19 protein-coding genes and 2 tRNA genes are annotated in these 21,221 nt (G+C 45.5%); 6 read left to right on the forward strand and 15 right to left on the reverse strand.

Going from position 1 to position 21,221, the window contains the following annotated elements:
• Nucleotides 1–206: 206 nt before the first annotated feature.
• The 11 genes from PMG71_RS14125 to PMG71_RS14175 form a co-directional block, all read right to left on the reverse strand.
• On the reverse strand, nucleotides 207–458 hold the full coding sequence (locus tag PMG71_RS14125) for a DUF433 domain-containing protein (protein ID WP_283754344.1): 252 nt from the start codon (nucleotides 456–458) through the stop codon (nucleotides 207–209).
• Between the two features lie 175 nt (nucleotides 459–633).
• Nucleotides 634–1,008: a DUF5615 family PIN-like protein gene (locus PMG71_RS14130; protein WP_283754345.1), complete on the reverse strand. Its 375-nt coding sequence runs from the start codon at nucleotides 1,006–1,008 to the stop codon at nucleotides 634–636.
• Nucleotides 1,005–1,289, reverse strand: a complete 285-nt coding sequence (locus PMG71_RS14135; RefSeq protein ID WP_283754346.1) for a DUF433 domain-containing protein — start codon at nucleotides 1,287–1,289, stop codon at nucleotides 1,005–1,007. The genes PMG71_RS14130 and PMG71_RS14135 overlap by 4 nt, the downstream gene beginning before the upstream one ends.
• A gap of 141 nt (nucleotides 1,290–1,430) precedes the next feature.
• Nucleotides 1,431–1,742 carry a hypothetical protein gene (locus tag PMG71_RS14140; RefSeq protein WP_283754347.1) on the reverse strand — a complete coding sequence of 104 codons (312 nt, stop codon included), beginning with the start codon at nucleotides 1,740–1,742 and terminating at the stop codon, nucleotides 1,431–1,433.
• Nucleotides 1,743–1,937: 195 nt separating this feature from the next.
• Nucleotides 1,938–2,330 (reverse strand): HNH endonuclease, encoded by a 393-nt coding sequence (locus PMG71_RS14145; RefSeq protein ID WP_283754348.1) that lies wholly within the window; start codon nucleotides 2,328–2,330, stop codon nucleotides 1,938–1,940.
• Complete coding sequence (locus PMG71_RS14150) at nucleotides 2,327–2,671, reverse strand: hypothetical protein (protein WP_283754349.1); 345 nt, start codon at nucleotides 2,669–2,671, stop codon at nucleotides 2,327–2,329. Before PMG71_RS14150 ends, PMG71_RS14145 begins: the two co-directional genes overlap by 4 nt.
• A gap of 455 nt (nucleotides 2,672–3,126) precedes the next feature.
• Entirely contained in the window at nucleotides 3,127–4,557 is a 1,431-nt protein-coding gene (locus PMG71_RS14155; RefSeq protein ID WP_347179290.1) for a vWA domain-containing protein, read from the reverse strand.
• A gap of 400 nt (nucleotides 4,558–4,957) precedes the next feature.
• Nucleotides 4,958–5,029, reverse strand: a tRNA-Leu gene (locus PMG71_RS14160).
• A gap of 201 nt (nucleotides 5,030–5,230) precedes the next feature.
• Nucleotides 5,231–5,306: transfer RNA gene (locus PMG71_RS14165), tRNA-Asn, on the reverse strand.
• A gap of 192 nt (nucleotides 5,307–5,498) precedes the next feature.
• Nucleotides 5,499–5,735 carry a hypothetical protein gene (locus PMG71_RS14170; protein WP_283754351.1) on the reverse strand — a complete coding sequence of 79 codons (237 nt, stop codon included), beginning with the start codon at nucleotides 5,733–5,735 and terminating at the stop codon, nucleotides 5,499–5,501.
• Between the two features lie 215 nt (nucleotides 5,736–5,950).
• Nucleotides 5,951–6,151, reverse strand: coding sequence for a hypothetical protein (locus tag PMG71_RS14175; protein WP_283754352.1), 201 nt, complete (start codon nucleotides 6,149–6,151; stop codon nucleotides 5,951–5,953).
• 543 nt (nucleotides 6,152–6,694) lie between these two features.
• Here PMG71_RS14175 and gatA point away from each other — a divergent pair.
• Together gatA and PMG71_RS14185 are read left to right on the forward strand one after the other, a co-directional pair.
• Nucleotides 6,695–8,152 carry an Asp-tRNA(Asn)/Glu-tRNA(Gln) amidotransferase subunit GatA gene (gene gatA / locus PMG71_RS14180; protein WP_283754353.1) on the forward strand — a complete coding sequence of 486 codons (1,458 nt, stop codon included), beginning with the start codon at nucleotides 6,695–6,697 and terminating at the stop codon, nucleotides 8,150–8,152.
• A 96-nt stretch (nucleotides 8,153–8,248) separates the two neighbouring features.
• Complete coding sequence (locus PMG71_RS14185) at nucleotides 8,249–9,127, forward strand: alpha/beta hydrolase (protein WP_283754354.1); 879 nt, start codon at nucleotides 8,249–8,251, stop codon at nucleotides 9,125–9,127.
• A gap of 269 nt (nucleotides 9,128–9,396) precedes the next feature.
• On the opposite strand, the gene hflX is transcribed toward PMG71_RS14185, so the two are convergent.
• Together hflX and PMG71_RS14195 are read right to left on the reverse strand one after the other, a co-directional pair.
• Nucleotides 9,397–11,085 (reverse strand): GTPase HflX, encoded by a 1,689-nt coding sequence (gene hflX, locus PMG71_RS14190; RefSeq protein ID WP_488199581.1) that lies wholly within the window; start codon nucleotides 11,083–11,085, stop codon nucleotides 9,397–9,399.
• A 396-nt stretch (nucleotides 11,086–11,481) separates the two neighbouring features.
• Complete coding sequence (locus PMG71_RS14195; protein ID WP_283754356.1) at nucleotides 11,482–12,570, reverse strand: AMIN domain-containing protein; 1,089 nt, start codon at nucleotides 12,568–12,570, stop codon at nucleotides 11,482–11,484.
• 186 nt (nucleotides 12,571–12,756) lie between these two features.
• Here PMG71_RS14195 and PMG71_RS14200 point away from each other — a divergent pair, with 186 nt between their 5' ends.
• A complete protein-coding gene (locus PMG71_RS14200) occupies nucleotides 12,757–14,178 on the forward strand; it encodes a PAS domain-containing sensor histidine kinase (RefSeq protein WP_283754357.1) in 1,422 nt (473 codons plus the stop codon).
• A 454-nt stretch (nucleotides 14,179–14,632) separates the two neighbouring features.
• Here PMG71_RS14200 and PMG71_RS14205 read toward each other — a convergent pair whose 3' ends face one another.
• Entirely contained in the window at nucleotides 14,633–15,229 is a 597-nt protein-coding gene (locus PMG71_RS14205) for a sulfite oxidase-like oxidoreductase (protein WP_283754358.1), read from the reverse strand.
• A 97-nt stretch (nucleotides 15,230–15,326) separates the two neighbouring features.
• Nucleotides 15,327–15,497 (reverse strand): 50S ribosomal protein L32, encoded by a 171-nt coding sequence (rpmF, locus tag PMG71_RS14210; protein WP_283754359.1) that lies wholly within the window; start codon nucleotides 15,495–15,497, stop codon nucleotides 15,327–15,329.
• Nucleotides 15,498–15,731: 234 nt separating this feature from the next.
• Here rpmF and PMG71_RS14215 point away from each other — a divergent pair, with 234 nt between their 5' ends.
• The 3 genes from PMG71_RS14215 to PMG71_RS14225 all read left to right on the forward strand — a co-directional run bounded on the left by PMG71_RS14215 (nucleotide 15,732) and on the right by PMG71_RS14225 (nucleotide 21,184).
• A complete protein-coding gene (locus PMG71_RS14215) occupies nucleotides 15,732–17,591 on the forward strand; it encodes a caspase family protein (protein ID WP_283754360.1) in 1,860 nt (619 codons plus the stop codon).
• 214 nt (nucleotides 17,592–17,805) lie between these two features.
• Nucleotides 17,806–20,802 (forward strand): GAF domain-containing protein, encoded by a 2,997-nt coding sequence (locus tag PMG71_RS14220; RefSeq protein WP_283754361.1) that lies wholly within the window; start codon nucleotides 17,806–17,808, stop codon nucleotides 20,800–20,802.
• Complete coding sequence (locus PMG71_RS14225; RefSeq protein WP_283754362.1) at nucleotides 20,795–21,184, forward strand: response regulator transcription factor; 390 nt, start codon at nucleotides 20,795–20,797, stop codon at nucleotides 21,182–21,184. Before PMG71_RS14220 ends, PMG71_RS14225 begins: the two co-directional genes overlap by 8 nt.
• The last annotated feature ends 37 nt before the right edge of the window (nucleotides 21,185–21,221 follow it).

Raw genomic sequence — 21,221 nt, forward strand, 5'->3', positions numbered from 1 at the left:
GCAGTTTTCGCTGTTATGTGGGACATCTTGATCCCCCTAAATCCCCCTTAAAAAGGGGGACTTTCCTATTCCCCCCTTTTTAAGGGGGGCAAGGGGGGATCTTTTCCTACTGTCCACCGATACAGCGCTTTGCGCTGTATCTTCACTGTAGGCACTTAGAAACAAACGAACCACTTGCATTGACATCGAGCAAAAATTTCATGATTTTATGATGCCATCGATCTATCAATTATTTCTTCACTATCGATGAGACGATAGGCATAGAACAGAGCAGCATAAATATCAGCGATTTCGAGGTCAGGATAATCCTCTAAAATCTCTGGCATTGATGCTCCTTTGGCCAACAACTCTAAAATCATGGCAACGGAAATTCTCATCCCTCGAATAATTGGCTTGCCAGCAAAGATCTGGCGATCGAACGTAATTCTTGACAATAATGAATCATTCAGATCTGGCATTAAATTTTACCTCCTTGTTGTTAGACAGTATTGATTTATAGCAAACCTAAATGAGTATATAATCTGCCCCTCATCCCCCAGCCCCTTCTCCCGCAGGAGAAGGGGAGCAGAAGTCCCTCTCCTGTGGGAGAGGGATTTAGGGAGAGGGCATTTCCAATTGCACAATTCATTGAGACTAGCTATAGATATCTTCACTGTAGGCACTTAGAAACACCAGTTGATTGAGCATATCTTCAGCAGTTTTAGCTGAGATCAATTTAAGCACTCGCCGCATTTGTTCTCCAATAGAATAAGCTTGTGAAGAGATAATAATCCCAGCATGGATTCTTTCCTCAGAGATATACTGATTGTGCAACTGGCAGAAATCACCAACATTAAAGGTATACAAAACCCGGTTTTGTTCAGTTGCCAGAATTAGCTGCTCTTCATCACTAAAGCCGATGGTTCTAGCCTCACCAACAGTGATAACATCAATTCCTCTGGACTCTAAGGCATTTACAAATCGCTGATCCATTGAATCTTCATCAATAAACAGCCTAATTAAATTCATAGGGACTGTTGCCTCATTGCTGATAACTGCTCGTAATTCAATTTCTCAGCCATGAGGTATTCTTCAATTTCTGACTGATTAGCATGATAATAAGTTAGAGCAGCATAAACTTGTGCAAGTTTCAAATTGCCCATGCGCTCAGAAATCTCTTCGGCATTAAGTCCCATTTTATACCAAGCTGCGATACGTTGGACTGAAACTCTTGTGCCTGTAATATGAGGACGACCACCCAAAATCTCTGGCGACCTAATAATGAGTGTTCCAATGTCGATGGTTTGCATAGTTGATGTCCATACACTATGTTGCATATCGATCATAACGTAGACAGATCAGTTGCTTTATAAATTTATAGCAGCTATGGGAAGGCGATCGCCGCAAGCAACATCATATTCGAGATGATGTCATCGATAAACTCATATTATCTAAAATGGTTTATCTTGACGCTCTTGATAAATTTCCTGTTTAACGTCCTGAACCAGTTGGATGATTTTCTCTCTTGAATCGTAACCAGATTCTGTCAAATCCTGCTTTAATTCTTGTTGTAATTGTTGGGATGAGATTATCGGAATGGCTTGATATTCACCAATTTTCCCCCAGAGTTGATTGGCTTCTCCCTCAGTTTCTTCAAAAACAATAATGACTCGTACTTGTTTCGGTAGAGTCTCTTGAATTGGGGCATCTAAAGACAATTGACCTGATTGATCAATTTTTCCAGTTGCTGTAATTGCTTTCATGTTACACTTTTCAATACTTCAGGGGAATTGAGATTTTTTTATAGTTTCCCTAATCCTAGCACGAACCTCAGCGATCATCCCCTACTCTGTTCGCCTCAATTATCCTTGTCTTTTGTCAGAATGACAATTGTGCATTCATGGTTTACCTCAGAGTCTATGTTATGCTGTGTTAGTGGCGATCGCCAAAAGCAACACCTAATTTTCTAGAAGTTTACGTTCTGTAATCCGGTCAGGCTGGTTCAACTGTAATAATAAAGCAGTCGTTCTTCCTTCTGGGGTTAATCCAAAAATTTCTCCGTCTTCTTGCCGAAAATGCTGCGACCAAGATTGAGTGCGCGGATTGAACAGAAAGCTAAATTTCCCCGTTTCCGGGTCAAATGAACCTAAGTCTGTTCCTTTATGGCGGTTACATCGCCAACAGGCTAACACTAAATTATCGGCTTCTGTACGGCCGCCATGTTTTTGGGCAATAATATGGTCAAATTCGTGGGGATAAAACCCCACGTTATCGGGAAGTTGACAGTATTCGCAGCAATGTTTAGCTCGCTCTGTCACCAGACGACGTAATGCTGTGGGAATATAACTCATGTGCTTGTAGTGAGATGGGATAAATGACCCGCTTTGAGCATTACAATCAGATGTTCGATACGTTCGTATTCGTCTAATTCTGCTTGTTCTTCTGGAGTGAGGGTTTCAGCTTTACTGCGCTGGAGAAGGATTTGCAGGCGATCGCACATTTCTGGAGTCGGCCGGAAAGTGGCAATTTCTTCAGGAGTCGGACGATTGGCAAGGAAGTCGAGGATGTAGTGATAGACGTGGTTAGGGAGTGGGGCTTGTAAGCATTGTTGTAGTACAGTGGGAAGGCGATCGCCTAAAGCATTAAGATGGGGAACGAGTTCGTCGGGAACTTCTAAAGTGATGGTTGCCATAAGCTCTCAAAACAATCAGTCTGGGTTTTATTGTAATATTAAGTCCGAATAATCAGTTACACTATGTCATTGCGTTTCCGCTTCGCGGACATGAAAAGCGAAGCTTGCGTGAAACGCGAAGCGCGAATGGAACGCAGTGGAATGAAGCAATCTCGACAATCTCCATAATTGTAGCGATTGCTTCCCTAATAGCATGTATAATATGATCGTCAATGTGTAGACCTAGTGTAGGTTCGCGTATGGATTTACTCCAACTTCTCGACTATTTACCTCCTTTAAATAAAACAGTATCACCCAATCGGGCTTTGGTGATTGGTCTTTTGACCGGTTGCATAGGTTTACCCATCTATTTCGGATCGCGGATAGATTTCACTCAAATAGGCGACGGGATTTAAATATTACAAAAAATTATAACGACACAGAAAAACCTCCCCAGGGAATAGGGAGGTTTTAAGTTAGTCTTGCCTTACGGGTAGAGGAGTTTCAAGGATTTCCATCAAAAGCTCCAACCGAGAGGGACGGGACAACAGAGGCACTAGGTTGGGCAGAGAGTAGTAGTCACCTTTGAAGGTAAAGGTTTCTACGGGCATCTTCTTGTTCTTTAACTGCCCTTCTACCCAGTTATAGCTAGAGTTCACCCGCACAATGATTACATTGGGTAGGATCTGCATGGTTTGACGATAGGCATCCAAGGCATCTACAAAGTAGGGAGAGCTGTTTTCTCCTTCGTCAGTCACCAGGATGATTTGTTCTACTCGTTGACGGTTGCGCCGCATGGCTTCTACACCACAGCCGATACTGGTTCCACCTCCAGCATTAATGTGCTTAAAGGCTTTTTCCCAGTCGGTGAGTTCCTTGCCTTGTGCTTTGACTTCATAAGGCATGGTATCAAAAGCATAGACAAACAAATCCGCCGTGGTAATGCCGGAAATCAAGGCAGCAAGCTGCTTACCGACTTCGATCGCTCGATGCATAGAACCAGATTTGTCCACCAGCAAAGCAGTGGGTTTAACAATGTTGCCCCGCTTTTTCACTTGAGTGTTGGCGATCGCCTCTAGCTTCGCGATCGTTTCCGTATCCAGTTCCGTAGCATTCGATGCCACCTGCGCCTTCAGTGCCGAAACCCGATTCGCCTTTTGAGCCGCTTCGAGCTTCTCATCAATCAGCGCCTTCACCTCCGGATGCTCCATCGCTCCCCGTTGTTTCAAGGAGTTCAGGTTATTAATCACCTCTTGAGGCGACATGGCATGAATCAGTGCCACTAACACCGTCGGTGTAACTTGTTTAACCGCACCAATCGCAATAGTATAGGGAATACCATGCTTCACAATCAGTTGCGCTTGCTCTGCGGGAGTTGCCGCCTTTGCCACTTGCTTGAGGGCAAACGCCAAACTATCCTCTGGCGGATTATCCTTAAACAACACCGCATTCGCCCGTTCATTGGGCTTGATGTGCAATGTAGCATACAGATGTTTCATCGCCTTGCGACCCCGCAAAGCCGCCCGATCAAACAGTTTCGGGTTACCTTCCCGCTTCCGCAGATAGCGAGTCACTGCCGTCCGCGCACACCGAGGCACTTTATTTTGAAATTGCTTCATAAAGTCCACCACCCGCGCCACTTGGTAAGGGGGGAACTGTTGCAACATCACAAACCCAGCGCTACGGTGTTCTGGCAGTTGGCTGGTGAGCAAAGAACCCACAAACACTTCCTTATGGTCGCGCACATCCCCATTGTGCTGATACCATACGGCCAAGTGACCGTAAAAAAGCGGGTCAAGTTGTACCAAAAGGTCATGGAGTTCAGCCACTTCTTGCAATTTCCGGTGGGGAGTGGTGAGCAAGGAGTTGAGCATCTCCAAACGCAGATCTTGTTCTGCATCTTTCATGTTTACCATGGTTTATCTCCTAGGGATATCAGACAAACTTTTATATAGGGTTTCCTTCGCAAGAGATCCCCCCCAACCCCCCCCTTAAAAAAGGGGGGGCAGTTAAGAAAGTCCCCCTTTTTAAGGGGGATTTAGGGGGATCAAAATGTAGGGAATAGCAGCAGGAAGTATCCATAACATTACCGCGCAAGTGGCGATCGCCGGTTATGCCTGCTAATATCGGCTCAGGCTCGCAGCGTACAACTCCAAGTACGCACCGATTCAGTTGGTGGAGAAGTATGTAGGCGATCGGGGTTAGGGCGCGGGGTCAATTAAAAATTAAAAATTAAAAATTAAAAATGATTTACCCGTTACCAGCCTCTAAAAAAAAGGTCATTTCGCGCAAGTTCAACAAGCTGTTTGGTCATACACGGGATTTGAACCCGCATGTGCTTGAGCCTAAATCAAGTGCCTTTTCCATTTGGCTAGTATGTAAGCTTGATGAGTAAGGGCGCGAAATGACTGTAATTACAGAACCCAGAAAGATTGATCGATCAGAGAAGTATTGGGTAGGATGGGCAGTGCCCACCCTACACTAATCGGTAAAGTTTGTATTTTGTAACCCTGTAAATAGGGGAGAAAAATAGAAAAAGGGTTAGGAATAAAGGTCACACCGCGCAAGTCAAAAAAGCGTTGGGCACATATACAGGAGTTGAACCTGCTACCAGTCGATTAACAGTCGAATGCTCTACCAAATGAGCTAATATGTAAGCTTTTTGAGTTAGGGCGCGGTGTGAATCTATTCCTTAAGGCTGTACCGTACAAGTCAATTCAGCTAGATTTTGTTACTCTACCAATTGAGCGACATCCGCCAAGATAAGGGCGGATGGTGGGACTCGAACCCACACTGTCTGTTTAAGAGACATTATGTATGCTGAACCCGTTAGGGTACGGTACAAGGGTTAAGGGGTGCTTAGTGCGTCCAGTTGGGGCGCGGCTTGTTCGGGGGTTTTTCTTTCTTGAACCAAGACGGTGAAAAGAATCGCCATTACCATCAAAATCAGTAATCCTAATGGGGGTTGATTCGATTTCATTTTGTTCAAAAAACGCTCCTGACCGCACTTGAGGCAAATGTAATGGTCTAGGTCTTGGGTATTGCGAACCCAAGGACAAATTTCGCTACAGTTTGGTGCTTTCATGGTTCACCTCTGTGGTTATTTTTGGGAGTAGATTGTCCTCAAGTGGAGTGCGAGCATCTTGCTCGCTACCTTTCTCTCTTGCTCGCTACCTTTCTCTCTTGGTCGCTACCTTTCTCTCTTGGTCGCTACTTTTCTGTACCGAGCGAGACGTTTGTCCTGCGGACAGGCTACGCACTCCGCAGAGCAGTGGGAGAGAGAGTCAGGGAGAGGGAAATTTACCCATAAACCGCTTCAGGACGGATAATAATGTCACCACTAGGGCGGCGATCGATAACATAATCATTTAAGCGATAAACTCCAACATCAAGATGACGGGCAATTCGATCTTTGAGGACGGTATCATTCATGCTGGCGTTAATTTCTAGTTGGGTTTCAGTTATATCGTAGGAGCGTCCTTCAAATCGAATATGTACCATCTTGACCCCTCCTTTGAGAGATTATAAAAAAGAGCGACGTTCTAAAAAATAAATGGATGTAAGTTGAGTTTTGCTGGGCAAACCTAGAGAGGGTTTACCGTTTTGATCCTTGGAGTTGGACTCCTTCACTGGATCGGGCTTGACTGTTTTCCACAGTCGTTGATATGATAGAAACACTGTTTCTAACTCCTAAACCGTTATTAACTAACCCTTTAAGGAAACATTCCGTTTATTCAGTTTTCTAGGTTCAACTGCGAGGGTTTAGGCGAGACCTATCTGACCTCCTTGCCCTCTACATTCACTATACTACAAGCATAATACAAGTTTGTCAAGGGTGATGGCAAAAAAATTTTGCATCGCCATCTTTATCAAGAGAATACCTGGTTTGCTGACTATTGCCGTTTGCGAGTGGAGGCGATTAAAACTTAAAAATTCATGATGTTTAACCCTTTCATTCTCCCTATCCCCCCATTCCCCTATCCCCCCATCCCCCTATCTTGGTAGGATTTAAAACGCTCAATCGCAAAAAGAGAAGGTAGAAGCATGGCATCCATCCGCGAGTTGCACCAACAGCTTGTGACAAAAAAGCGATCGGCTGTAGAATTGGCCCAAGAGGCTCTCGATCGCATCGAAACCCTAGAACCGAAGCTCCATAGTTTCTTGGCGGTGATGGGGGAACAAGCATTAGCCCAAGCCAAAGCTGTTGATGAAAAAATAGCAGCCGGAGAAGAGATCGGGCCATTGACGGGGATTCCGATCGCCATTAAAGATAATATGTGTACCCCTGGAGTCCCCACTACCTGTGCCTCCAAAATTCTCCAGAACTTCATTCCCCCCTATGAATCCACAGTTACCCAAAAGCTCAAGGATGCAGGAGCAGTCATTGTAGGTAAAACCAACCTCGATGAATTCGCCATGGGTAGCTCCACCGAAACCTCCGCCTATCAACTCACCGCTAACCCTTGGGATTTAAGCCGCGTTCCAGGGGGTTCATCCGGGGGTTCGGCGGCGGCTGTAGCTGGCTTAGAATGCCCGGTATCCCTCGGATCGGATACGGGGGGTTCGATTCGCCTTCCGGCTTCCTTTTGCGGCATTGTCGGCTTAAAACCAACCTATGGCTTAGTCTCTCGATATGGATTAGTCGCTTATGCTTCATCCTTAGATCAAATTGGCCCCTTTGGGCGTAGTGTAGAAGATGCAGCCATTGTCTTAGAGGCGATCGCCGGTTACGATCCCAAAGACTCCACCAGTCTGAATGTCAAAATCCCCCACTATGCCGATTTACTCAAGCCTAACCTCAGATCCAAAGGTCGCTTAAGAATTGGCATCATCACCGAAACCTTTGGCGCAGGACTCGATCCAGAAGTCGATGAAGCCGTAAAAAAAGCCATTAGCCATTTGCAAGATTTAGGTGCAGAAATTCAAACCATCTCTTGTCCCAACTTCCGCTATGGCTTACCCGCCTATTACATTATTGCGCCATCCGAAGCATCCGCCAATTTAGCCCGCTATGATGGCGTAAAATACGGATTCCGCGCCCAAGAAGGTGATAATCTGCTTTCCATGTATCAACAAACCCGCGCCCAAGGATTTGGCCCCGAAGTCAAACGGCGGATTATGATCGGAACCTATGCCCTATCGGCCGGATATTATGATGCCTATTATCTCAAAGCCCAAAAGGTACGCACCTTAATTAAACAGGACTTTGAAAAAGCATTCGCTGCCGTTGATTTATTGGTTTCCCCCACTGCTCCCACCACCGCATTTAAGGCGGGAGAAAAAACCAAAGATCCCATTAGCATGTATCTCTCAGATTTAATGACCATTCCCGTCAATTTAGCCGGTTTGCCAGGCTTAAGCCTTCCCTGTGGATTCGATCAACAGGGACTACCCATTGGACTGCAACTGATTGGAGATGTATTGCGGGAAGATTTATTACTGCAAGTTGCCCATGCCTACGAGCAAACCACAAGCTGGCACTTAAAACAACCCTCTCTCTAGTCCAGACAACTCCGGGGTTAGATTCTTCTTCTGTACCATAAAGAGAAAGAATAACCACGGGGTTGCTCTTGGTTTGTTGTTATTCCCCCTAGAATCATGTTGATGGCCCTATTGCATCAAGGACTATGGATTATTTTGGCCGGTTTGGCGATCGCCTATGGCACTGCATGTTGGTATTATTGGGCCACCCAAACCCGGTTAATTTTTTTCCCCCTAGAAGAAATCACTAGCACCCCAGTCGATATCGGCTTAGACTATGAAGAGGTTTGGGTAGAGTCCGTGGAACCGGGAGTAAAGTTACATGGCTGGTGGATTCCCAATTCTGCAAGTAACCGCGTACTCCTCTATCTCCATGGGAACTCTGATAACATTGGTGAAAATGTATATCACTCCGGACGATTTTACCATCTAGGGTTTTCGGTTTTCCTCTTCGATTATCGAGGATACGGTCAATCTAAGGGAAAATTTCCCACAGAAAAACAGATTTATGAAGACATAGAGACCATCTGGCAATACCTGGTTAACGAGCGAGGAATAGCCCCCAAGCATATTGTGGTGTATGGTCATTCCCTAGGGGGCGCGATCGCCATTGAATTAGCCACTAAACACCCCGACATTTCCCATTTAATCATTGAAGGATCGTTTACCTCCCTACGGCGTATGGGGGATTATCGCTATCCCTTACTCAACATCTTACCCATCGATCTCCTATTGCAACATAAATTTAATTCCCTTGAAAAAGTTCCTCACTTAAAAATGCCCACCCTCTTCATTCATGGGCTGCAAGATACCGATGTTCCCCCCTTTATGAGTGAAGAACTGTTTGCGGCTGCACCTGAACCCAAAAAACTCTGGCTCTTTCCCCCTGGCGCTCATACCACTGTCGCCCCCTTAGCAGGGGAAGAATATTTCCAAACCGTTCGCGAATTTGTGGAAATGCCCGCTTTTCCGATTCCCAGTCATTATCGTAAATGACGATAGAGAGCAAGATGCTCCCCCTCCTTTTAGGCTTTTATATCAAGTTCGCTTATTGATGTCTGCGAAGCGGAAATACCCTAATTAAAAATCCAGGGAGCGAGACGCTCCCACTCCAGTCATATCAAAGAATTCGAGGAGTGCGGGCATCTTGCCCGCTTCTTAAAAAATTTTCATGTCCGCTTGCGGAAACCGGACTTGATATTAGGGAGCAAGATGCTCCCCCTCCTTTTAAGCTTTTAGGGAGCAAGATGCTCCCCCTCCCCTCTTCAACTTTGATGGGCTGCATAATGTACCAGTTGACCAACTTTATGACGGAGGGTTTCCAGTCCTAAACGCTGGCTGGCTGAGATGAATAGAGCTTGGGGATAATACTCTTGAGCTAGAGCCAGGGTATCACCATCAACCTGATCGATTTTATTAAACACCATCAAACTAGGACAAGGTTCGATCGCCAGATCCGATAATAGTGCGGTCACTGACTCTACTTGTTGCTCCCATGCAGGATGGGACAGATCGACTAAATGTAACAAGGCATCGGCTTCGGTAACTTCCTCTAAGGTGGCTCGAAAGGCATTCACCAAGGGTGGGGGCAGTTCATGGATAAATCCAACCGTATCCGTTACCAGAATCGTTTGCGGGTCTCCACTTACTGCATGGGGAACGACTAACCGACGGGTGGTGGCATCTAGGGTGGCAAATAATTGGTCTGCGGTATAAACTTCGGCATTGGTTAGGGTGTTGAGTAGGGTGGATTTACCAGCATTAGTATAGCCGACAATGGCGATCGCCGGAATTTCCCGATGTTGCCGTTGATGACGCAACCGCCCTCGATGAGCTTGCAGTTCGTTCACCTCCCGTTGCAACCGCGACAAGCGCCGCGAAATCACCCGCCGCTCTGTCTCTAACTTCGTTTCCCCTGGGCCTCTAGTTCCAATACCACCCCCCAACCGGGACATCATTTGACCGCGCCCCGTTAACCGAGGCAACATATACTCCAGTTGAGCTAATTCCACCTGAAGCTTCCCGGCACGGGACTGGGCCCGTTGGGCAAAAATATCCAAAATCACCTCAGTACGATCTAAAACCCGAATACCGATTTGGGTTTCCAAATTTCGCACCTGAGCCGGGGATAAATCTCGGTCAAATACCACTAAGGTTGCTCCTAGGGTTTGAGCGGTTAAAGCAATGTCCGAAACCTTACCCTTACCGACAACGGTTTGCGGATGGGGCTGCGATCGCTTCTGTTGCATCGTCTCCAAAACCATACCGCCAGCCGTTTCCACCAGTCGGGCTAACTCTTGCAACCCTTCTGAGAACCGCTCTGGACTCACTCGATCCACTTGTAGGCCCACCAATAATACCCGGTCTTGTTCCGAATCAACTGCTTGAGCAACCGCTTCTTTGCGAAATTCATTTTCCAGCCCTTCCACCAAGTCCAGAAAATCCGAATCGGTCAATTGCTCCAAACTCACCGGAGGAGAAAGAATCCAATTCAGTTCGGGATCGGCAATTAAATGGGCGAGATAGGCGGATTTCACATATCCTGTTGCCCCTTTCCCACTGCGATAGGAACCCCCACCACTGAGGGTTAACACCGCCAAAGCATCCAAGCGCTGCAAAGCCATAGCTGTCAGGGTTGACTTATTGGGAGGTGTTTGCTTGAGTTGAGTGGCAATACAGCGAATACCGCTCAGTCGCTCCATGCCATATCGAGGCAGTTCCAGGGGGGGGATCTGGGTTTGGTGGGGACTCCCAACTCCCACGCGAATCACTTGACCGCGACGGTTAATGTAGCTACAGACGGGTTGATTAATATCTGAGCTAATGGCGGCAACGCGCTGGGCAAATTCGGACGTAGTTAGGCGATCGCCTGGTAGCCGTTGATGATACAGCCGTTGCAGTTGTTTCAGTTGACTCGGCTTCAATCCTTGAATGTTGCCGTAGATAGTATCGATAGGCTCTCTCTCCCTGAGCAGTTGCACAAGATTATATAGATATTACCCCAAAAGGTATAGCACAATTGTAGTATGGAGTGCGAGCGTCTCGCTCGCTCGTTTTATCAATAACTCGCTCGTTCTATCAATAAACAATTAACAATTAAGAGGTTAACAGCGAGCATTGGAGGTTAATAGCGAGCATTGGAGGTTGTTAACAGCGAGTATGGGAGGTTAACAGCGAGCATTGGAGGTTAACAGCGAGCATTGGAGGTTAATAGCGAGCATTGGAGGTTAATAGCGAGCATTGGAGGTTAACAGCGAGCATTGGAGGTTAACAGCGAGCATTGGAGGTTAATAGCGAGCAAGATGCTCGCACTCCCATCCATCCCCCCATCCCCCCATCTCCCCATCCCCCTACCCCCCTAAACGAACCTCAATCACCTGTCCCGGTTCAATAATGGGAGAAATGAGGGGATCGGATTGTCCTTGTAGAGGAAAGGTGCGATCGCCTCCCAAAACCAGGGTGGTGGCTTGAAAGCGAGTGTATTGCCCTTGGGTTTCAAATTGTCCAATCACCCGCGTTCCCACTGGCATCCGTAAACCCCCCGGCCAATCTGCGATCGCTTCATGAAGAATTAACACTTCTTGTAAAGGAATACCGGGAGTCAGAACCAGGCTCTTTGGCCCTGGATACCTCAGTTTTAAAAGAGTTCCACGAGGCACAGTCGATCTAGGACTTTGGGCAATTCCGATCGCGGTATTCGAGAAGGGTAGGTCTTGTCCAAATTGAATCTCCGGAATCACCGTAGAACCAATGGGGGGAATATCCGAGCTAGGGGCTAGGTTTTGAGGCTGCGATCGCCGTCTCATGCCCACTAAATCGGGTGTAGTTTCCACGGATGCCGGTTGAGTAACCAGGGAAGCGGCTGATGCTCCGGGAGTCGGTTCTTGAATGTCTGGGGTTTGGGGTGGAGACTGACGGCGAAACAGGGGAGGAACAGAGACTAGGGGCTGATTGGCTGGCGGTTCAAAGGTAGCTGGAGGCAGAGTTAAGTCCGATCTTGAGCTTGGGTTAGCGATCAAAGGACGGATCGCGGTTTTATACAGTCCGTCAGATGTGGGATAGGATGCGATCGCCACCCCCTCTGGAGCTAATGTTACTCCAGGCGACAGGACTAAAATTAACCGTATTTTCTCTGTGTCTAAACGCTCTAAGGAAATTTGCTGAATCAAGCCTGGGTAAATATTTTGCTCTACTGGCTCTTGAATTTGCGTATCGGGTAGTTCTACAATAATTCTCAGGGGGTTCTCTAAAATGAAGTAGTGAGGGGCGATCGCCCCTTGAAGGATTAACTCTAATTCGGTTTTAATAGGATCGTATTGCCATTGTCGCAATTCAGCAAGAGCAGGAAAACCTAGGCTGGATAAGGCAATTGCGCCAATTAAGCCCAACAGATTGGCCCGGATCTGGGATTGAGAGACCCAGACTTTTATTCTAAACATTTTGAATAGTCTGTAATTCATATCACACTTTTTTGGAGAAAAAATCACAAGTTTACGACAGTATTATCACATCAAGATTTCATGAAGTCTTAGATACTAATAAATAGAGCTGCGTAATCCTAGGGGGGAAACAATGCTATGTACTTGTATGAACAGGACTCGACAATCCATACCCATATCCGACGAATGAATTTTTCTGAGGGCATTAGCCCCCATTCAACCCCCAATGTTCATCAAAGATTGGTGAAACGCACTCAGCAGTTGGCCCAAGTTAACTTAGAGTTAGCAGATGAAGTCGCCAAACGGAGACAAGTGGAAATTGCTTTAGACCAAGCGGAAGAAAAATATCGCTCAATGTTTGAAAATGCCATGGAGGGCATGTTTCAAATTACTCCAGAAGGTCAGTTAATCAGTGCCAATCCTGCTCTAGCTGAGATTTATGGTTATTCTAGTGTAGAAACTCTGAAGAGTGAAGCGATTAAGTTAGGTAGTTTGTATGTGGATACAGACCGGTGGCAGGAGTTTGTAGAGATTTTAAAACAACAGGGACAGGTACGGGGGTTTGAGTCCCAAATTCGCCGACGGGATGGCAAAGTGATTTGGATTTCGGAAACGGCTAGGGAAGTGCGAAATTCGCTGGGAATCCTACTTTATTATGAAGGCATGGTTCAGGATATCACCGATCGCAAACAAGCAGAATTAGCGCTCAAAGCGTCAGAAGTTTCCTATCGCCAACAGTCAGAAGCACTGCAACAGGCTTTAGATCGAGTACAACTGGCTCAAAGTCAATTGGTACAACAGGAAAAAATGTCTGCTTTGGGGCAGTTGGTGGCCGGAGTAGCTCATGAAATTAATAATCCGGTGAGTTTTGTCTGTGGAAATCTGACCCACGCGATCGCCTATACTCAGGATCTCTTAGAGTTAGTCGCCCTCTACCAAACCCATTATCCTGAACCCGTAGCAGAAATTCAAGAGGCTCAAGAAGATCTCGATGTAGCGTTTTTAGTCGAAGATTTACCCCAAGTGCTGACCTCCATGGAAGTGGGAGCCAACCGCATTCGGCAACTGGTCAGAAGTCTACGCCATTTTTCCCGCACTGACGATCAAACTCTGCAACCGGTGGATCTTCATGAAGGTTTGGAGAGTACCTTGATGATTTTACATAATCGCTTGAAAGCCAAGGGAAATCAACCGGAGATCGTTGTGCAAAAAAACTATGGGGATATTCCCCAAATTCTGGGATATGGGGGACAACTGAATCAAGTTTTCATGAACTTGTTAAGTAATGCGATCGATGCGATCGAAGAAAAACTCGAACAAGAGGGTTATGCTACAAAAGATCCCCAGATCCAGATCTCAACTCGCTTATGCTCTGCTGACTCCGTAGAAATTTGCATCACGGATAATGGCATGGGGATGACTCCAGAGATTCAGCAGAAAGTGTTTAACACTTACTTTACCACCAAGCCCCTAGGCAAAGGCACAGGATTGGGACTATCCTTGAGCCAACAAATTATCACTGAACGCCATAGTGGACAGTTGAGATGTGAATCTCAACTCGGTGAAGGAACGACATTTAGGATTAAGTTGGCAGTGAAACAGGGCTAGGCAAGAGCCTATAGGGGGATAAACTCAATTAGAGATGAGTCTAACTCATTAATTAAAAATCCAGGGAGCAAGATGCTCCCACTCCAGCAATATCAAGGGATTAGAGGAGTGCGGGCATCTTGCCCGCTTCTTCATATCAAGTTCGCTTATTCATGTCCGCGAAGCGGAAATACCCTAATTAAAAACTTAGGGAGCAAGATGCTCCCACTCCAGTCATATCAAAGAATTCGAGGAGTGCGGGCATCTTGCCCGCTTCTTAACAAATTTTCATGTCCGCTTGCGGAAACCGGACTTGATATCATATCAAGTCCGATTGAATACCATGATTAAAAACTTAGGGAGCGAGACGCTCCCACTCCAGCAATATCAAAGAATTCGAGGAGTGCGGGCATCTTGCCCGCTTCTTAACAAATTTTCATGTCCGCTTGCGGAAACCGGACTTGATATCACCCTTTTACCCGCTATATCGCTCTTGTGCCCAAGGTTCCCCTCGACGATGATAGCCATTACGCTCCCAAAATCCGAGTTCTTCGCGATCGAGAAATTCTAAACCATTAATCCACTTGGTGCTTTTCCAAGCGTATAAATGAGGAATAACCAAGCGAACCGGCCCCCCATGGTCTGCGGGTAGGGGTTCACCAAAGAGGGTGTGTGCAAAGAAGTTATCTTCTTTTAAAAAATCTTCCAGAGTGATATTAGTCGTATATCCTCCGTAGGCATGTTGCATAATATGAGTCGCTTTAGGATCGAGGTCTACCTGTTGCATCCAATCAGTAACCCGAACCCCACGCCATTGCACATCTAGTTTCGACCAGTGAGTAACACAGTGAAAATCTTTAGTAAAGTCATGTTGGGGCATGGCCATCAAGTCGGAGAAGGTGAAGGTTTTTTCTTTGGCTAATCCCCATACCTTTAATTCCCAGATATCGGCCGTAACTTCAGGTGTTTCCCCATAGGTGAGGACAGGAAATCCTTTACTGAGGTGTTGTCCTGGTGGGGTGCGCTCTTCTAAAGATGGATCGGGTTTGTGAAAAAACTTACCAATTGCCATACAACAAAACTTTGAGGGTTTTCATTTCTATCATAATCAAGAATGGGTGACCGGATGCCACCCATTCCCAGACCTGTCCCCAGTATTGATGGGCAATTTACTCTTCTTCTTCATCCTCATCAGAAGGATAAACAAAATTGGATCGTCCGGTAAGGATGGACTTACCCAGGGACATAGCTTTCTGGGCTTGTAGTGCTGCCTTGCGTTTCCAGACAGCGCGACGCTGATTGCGTTTGGTTTTAGAGGTTTTCTTCTTTGGAACAGCCATAGGATGTCAGAGTCTCTTTGGAGAGGGAAATTTTTCCACAACCTTCCAATTATACAGAAAGGAAGAGGCAAAAGGCAAGAGGCGATCGGTCATCGGTCATTTCTCCCGATCCACTCTATCCACGTCAAATTCCCACTCTCTCATCCTCTTGTGACCAAGGACAATACCCTATACATTAAAGACAAACTGAAAGACAGTAATGATCGAGGCACAGGATATATTTAGGAGTGGGTCATGGGAAAAACTAGGGCGATCGCCATTGGCATTAATCAATATCAACATTTCCAGCCGTTAAGTTATGCCCAACAAGATGCCCAGGCATTTTCTGATTTTTGGACGTATCAAGCTGGATTATCCCTGGATCAATGCTTACTCTTGAGTGAAGTTTCTCAGCCGATTCAGGGTGAATCGACTTACCCCGATCGCCCGACAATAGAAGGATGGATCGACAAAATCTGTCGGGGAAACCATCCCCAATTCCAGCTTGATGCAGAAGATTACCTCTGGCTGTTCTTTAGTGGTTATGGATCTAGTGTCGAGGGCCAAGACTATCTGATGTCCATTGAGAGCGATCCGAATCAAGTCACCACCACAGGCCTATCTATGGCTTGGTTATTCAATTCTCTTGCCAATTTACCGACCCAAAATCTCTTGGTGGTATTAGATATGAATCGGCCCTCAAGTTTGCAAATTGGGGGACTCTTAGGCAATCAGACTGCTAATTTGGCGCGAGAACTAGAAATTTCAACCCTTCTTTCTTGTCAACCGGGTCAATTTTCCCAAGAGACCTTAGAATTACGACAAGGGTTATTTACGGCTGCTTTGCTGGAAGGATTGCGATCGGGTCAATGCAGTACATTAGCGAGTTTAGATCATTATCTGCATCGTCGGCTAATGGAATTGAGCGATCAACACAATCGACCCAACCAACAAGCCTTGATGGTGGTGAATCCTCCCGGCCGAGTTCATCGGGTGATTTTACCGATTGAGGAACCCAAAATAGAGGAAACCCTTTCTCAGTCCTCCAGTGCCGCCGAACCATTAAGTGTTCCTTCCGGTTCTGGGGGCGTTCCTCAGCCAAGCCCTGTTGCCCAGAAAACCTCAACAGATATTCGTAGTAAACCTATGGAACCTGACAAAAAACCCCAATCTCAAGACCCCAAATCCAATGAAGAAGATGCACAATTTTGGCGATTACTGATTCTCGCTTGGGGAGGTATTGCTCTGATTTTAATTGGGGGAGTATTTTTACGCAATCGTAATGCATTAACGACGGTGGAAGGACAACCAACCCCGGCGGTGACTGAACCTATGGCAGGATCTCCAGCTCCAACTGCTGCTCCAAGTCCTTCGGAAGTGGTGGTGATTCCAGCTCCTGCTCCGGAAGGGGCTTCTCCAGCCCCCGTGGCTCCTGCTCCAGAAGCTGTGCCTCCAGCCCCAGCTCCGCAACCGGTTCCCCAAGCTCCGGCGAATGTAACTCCGCCAGCTCCTCAACCTCAGCCAGCGAATCCTCCCAGTTTGACGGAGGTAACGAAGGTCTTGGGATCTCAGCAAGCCTCGGTTTATGTGAAGGCGATTGAAGAAGCGCGGAAAATTTCGGCTGATAATCCTGCCTATGCGGAGGCTCAAGGCAAAATTGAGCTATGGAGTCAGGCAATTATGGATATTGCTATGGGTAGAGCAGCTCAGGGGCAATTTGAGGGGGCAATCGGCGCAGCCCAGCTTGTCCCACCGGAGGTATCGGCTTATGCACAAGCTCAAAGTTCAATTGCGACTTGGCAGCAACAGGCAGCTCAAGCTCAAGCGAATCAAGCGGTGATTCAACAAGCCAGCAGTAAGATTAGACCTAATCAAGCTTCTTCTTATAATCAGGCGATCGCCGAGGTGAAGAGTATTGGAGTCGATCAACCCCGATATAGCCAAGCCCAGCAGTTAGCGAACCAATGGAGTAGTGAAATTCTTAAGATTGCCTATCGTCGGTTAGCCAGTGATGGGCCGGCAGCAGCGATCGCCGCCGCTCAGTTGGTTCCCGAAAACACGGCAGCCTATGCAGAAGCTCAACGGGCGATCGCCATCTGGCAGACTCGCTTATAACTTTTGCTCTAGCCTCACAAAAATTAACAATTGTAAAGGGATACAACATACCGGTTGTATCCCTTATTCTTGAGAAGATAAGAAAATAGCCATTGTCAGGGAAAAGAAGCAAAAGGTTTAAACTTCTTTACGCCCACTTTACCTTCCCATCTTTTATACTGGCCAAGCTACCATTCAAGGCAATTCCCATCATTCCCCCTATTTTGTAGATCCCATGTCCGATGAGTATATTGTGGTTAAAGCCAGTGAATATACTGCCCTTCAGGAGGAAATTGAACGCCTCAGAGAGCGGGTATGGGAACTTGAAAAACAAACCCAAAGTCAGCCCGAACCCATTCAAGTTGCCCAAGAACAAGCCCTATTAGCGGTGATTACTCGTATTCGCCAATCTCTGGATGTGGAGACTATTTTCCAATCCACTGCCAGAGAAGTGCGCCAACTGTTGAATGCGGATCGGGTTGGGATGTATCAGTTTGGTGAGAATTCTCATTATCAATGGGGAAAATTTGTCTCGGAGGATGTTTTACCTCCCTTCCCTTCCACCTTAGCGGCTCGGATTGAAGATCACTGTTTTGGCGATCTCTATGCCCAATATTACCAAGAAGGGCGTATTTGGGCTTGCAATGATATTTATGCACAAAATTTAAATCCTTGTCATATTGAAATCTTGGCCAAATTCCAAGTCCGAGCCAATTTAGTCGTTCCTCTGCTGAAGGGAGAGAGATTATGGGGATTGCTGTGTATTCATCAGTGTGGCACTCTGCGATGTTGGCAACCCCAAGAAATCGAATTTGTCTCCCATATTGCCGTTCATTTAGGTGTTGCTTTGCAACAGGCGGAAGTCTTAGCCGTGCAAAAACAACAGTCTGAGCAGTTAGCTCAAGCAGTGGCTCAGGCTGTGGAACGGGAACAGGCGATCGCCGCAGTCATCACCAAAATCCGCCAATCCCTGGATCTCAACACCATTTTTCGCACCACCACCGAAGAAGTTCGCCAACTCCTCAAAGCGGATCGAGTCGTCATTTATCGCTTTAACGAAGACTGGAGCGGGGAATTTGTAGTGGACTCTGTTGACCAGAATTGGAAATCCTTAATTCTTTGGCAACAAGAAAATTCCAATTTAAATATGAATATTAGTGAATGCAGCCTCAAAACTCTACAAGATTTGGCGATCGCAGATACTTATGTACAGGAAACCCAAGGACAACTCTTTAAGCAAGGGCAGTTATTTCGAGTTTGTGCCGATATTTATACCCGTAATTTTTCCCCCTGTTATATTCAGGCCTTAGAATCCTATCAAGCCAGAGCTTATGCCATTGTAGCCATTTATCAACACCAACGTTTATGGGGCTTATTAGCCGCCTTTCAAAACTCTGGGCCCAGAGATTGGCAAGAGATTGAAATTAATTTCTTAATTCAAATTAGCTCCCAATTAGGAGTCGCCATTCAGCAAGCCCAACTCTTAGCCCAAACCCAACGGCGCTCTAGCGAGTTACAAAGTACCCTAGAAGCCCAATTAAAGCAACGAGCTGATGAGTTAGCAGAAGAAGCCGAACGGGAGCGGGCGATCGCTCAAGTCATTGATAAAATTCGCCGCACCCTAGACCTAGAAACCATTTTTCAAACCGCAGCCACCGAAGTGCGACAACTGCTCAATGCCGATCGCGTGGCTATTTTTGAGTTCGATCAGCAATCCCATTGTAATCAAGGAGAATTTGTTTCTGAAGATGTCTTACCTAGATTTGAATCCACTTTAACCAAAAAAGTTCATGATTATTGTTTTAGCTGCAATCATGCCCTTCATTACAAACAGGGAAAAATTCAAGCTGTTTCTGATATTTATACAGCAAATTTATCCCCTTGCTATTTTGATATCTTAAATCAGTTTCAAATCCGTGCTAATTTAGTCCTACCTCTAGTTAAAGGCGAAAAATTATGGGGTCTACTCTGTATTCATCAATGTTCAGAACCCCGGACTTGGCAACCCAAAGAAATTGAATTTACCCATAAAATTGCCATTCAACTAGGCGTTGCTCTACAACAAGCAGAACTTCTCTATCAGGCGCAAAAGCGATCTATTGAGCTGCGAACAACTCTCGCTGATTTAAATGCCATTGTTGATAATTTAGCCGATGGCTTATTAGTCACTGATACCCAAGGACGAGTTACCCGATTTAACCCTGCTTTTTTATCTATGTTTAACCTGGAATCTTGGCAACTCAAAGGGCAAAATATTTGGACTATTTTTTCTCCAGAGTTAGACGATTTAATTCAAAGTATTCAAAATCGCAATCAGGAAATTATTACCCTTGATGTGAAGTTAGGAAATAATCGGGAAGGTCAAGCTTTGGCAACCAGTATTATCAAAGAAGGAGAGGGAACAGAAGGAGATCAATGTATGGGTTCAGTCATTCTCATTCGAGATGTTACCGTTGAGCGGGAAGTGGATCGGATGAAAACCGATTTCTTGAATACGGTTTCCCATGAATTAAGAACCCCTTTAACTTCAGTTTTGGGATTTGCAGAAATGATTCAGGAAAAGCTAGAAGAGATTATTTTTCCAGTCACATCCCAGGAAAATAGAAAAGTTAAGCGAGCAGTTTTAGCTGTGAGTAGTAATATTGAGATTATTATCTCAGAAGCTGAACGACTAACTTATTTAATTAATGATGTTTTAGATATCGCTAAAATGGAATCGGGACGAGTCGATTGGAATATTCAAGCGGTTGAGCCACAAGTGATTTTAGATCGAGCAATTTCTGTAACTTCTTCTTTGATTGAAGGGAATAATTTGCAATTGATCAAAAAAATTGATCCTAATTTACCAGTCATTGAAGTAGATACCGATCGCCTGATCCAAGTTATGATTAATCTCATCTCCAATGCCGTAAAATTCACGGAGGAAGGAACGATTACTTGTGAAGCTCAAGTAGTAGATAATTTCTTGCTCATCTCCATCAGTGATACCGGTATAGGAATTGCACCAGAACATCAAGATACTGTATTTGAGCGATTTAAGCAAGTGGGGGATATTTTAACCAATAAACCGAAAGGAACCGGATTAGGATTAGCAATTTGTAAACAAATTATTGAATATCATGGGGGTAAAATTTGGGTCGAAAGTGCCCTCAATCAAGGAAGTAAATTTTCTTGTTTACTTCCGATCGATCCGGAAGTTGTTAGAACACATATAGAGGAATTCAATGACTAAAAAAGTCCTAATCGTTGATGATGAACCGAACATCCTCATTTTGATGGAACAAGCCCTGGAAAAGCTAGAGGATGAAGATGATGTAATTCTCCTAACGGCTAAAAATGGAAAAGAAGCTTTGGAACTGATTATACAAGAACATCCAGATTTAGTTTTTTTGGATGTGATGATGCCAAAAATGAATGGTTTGGAAGTTTGTGCCCAAGTTAAGCAGAACTCTAATTTTGATAATATCTATATTATTATGTTGACCGCCAAAGGTCAAGAGTTTGATAAAAAAACAGGGATAGCGGTTGGAGCTGATTTGTATATGACGAAACCATTTCGACCCAAGGAAGTGTTGGCTAAGTCAAGGGAAATTCTTGGATTTCTAAATGAGTGAATTTGAATGATTAATCTAAATTTTAAGAAAATCATCA

The organism is Roseofilum acuticapitatum BLCC-M154, from assembly GCF_030068475.1.
Lineage (GTDB): Bacteria > Cyanobacteriota > Cyanobacteriia > Cyanobacteriales > Desertifilaceae > Roseofilum > Roseofilum acuticapitatum.